This is a genomic window from Roseateles sp. P5_E1, assembly GCF_054049335.1.
In genome coordinates this window covers 1-707 of sequence record NZ_JBFUMN010000204.1, presented here as the reverse complement: position 1 = coordinate 707, position 707 = coordinate 1, and the positions used below count along the sequence as shown (strand labels likewise).

The following is a 707-nucleotide window of genomic DNA, read 5'->3' as shown; positions in this document are numbered from 1 at the left end:
TGGTTACCCGGAACAGTGAGGACTCTCCCATGCGCCTGAGCAGTACCAGCTTCCACAACGGCCAGCCGATCGCGGCCGAATTCGCCGCCGGCGATGCCAACGGTTTCGCCGCCAACCGCAACCCGCAGCTGGCCTGGAGCGAGGTGCCCGAGGGCACCCGTTCGTTCGCGTTGCTGTGCATCGACCCGGACGTGCCGACGGTGCCGGAAACGGTCGGTCGCCACGATTGCAGCGTGCCGCGCGACCAGCCGCGCGCGGATTTCGTGCACTGGGCGATGGCCGACATCCCTGCCAGCGTGCACGACATCGCCGCCGGCAGCTGCAGCGAGGGCTTCACGGTCAAGGGCAAAACCGCACCGGCCGGACCCGCCGGCGCGCGCCAGGGCCTGAATGATTTCACCGGCTGGTTCGCCGGCAATCCGGACATGGCCGGGCAGTACCTGGGCTATGACGGCCCGTACCCGCCGTTCAACGACGCGCGCATGCACCGGTATTTCTTCCGTGTGTTCGCCCTCGACGTGGCGCAGCTGGACCTGCCCACCCCGTTCACCGGCGCCGATGTGCACCGTGCGATGCACGGCCACGTGCTGGCCGAAGCGGCGCTGCATGGCACCTACACGTTGAACCCGGCATTGGCCTGATCGGCGTCCAGCCAACGCCCTCGCGCGATGCCGAATAATGCCGGCCGCTGGCCGGCTCCTCATGAA

Annotated in this window: 1 protein-coding gene; it reads left to right on the top strand. The window is 68.5% G+C overall.

The annotated features are described in order from the left end of the window. Positions 1-29 precede the first annotated feature (29 nt). Positions 30-641 (top strand): YbhB/YbcL family Raf kinase inhibitor-like protein, encoded by a 612-nt coding sequence (locus ACXJKJ_RS30615; protein ID WP_457318887.1) that lies wholly within the window; start codon positions 30-32, stop codon positions 639-641. The last annotated feature ends 66 nt before the right edge of the window (positions 642-707 follow it).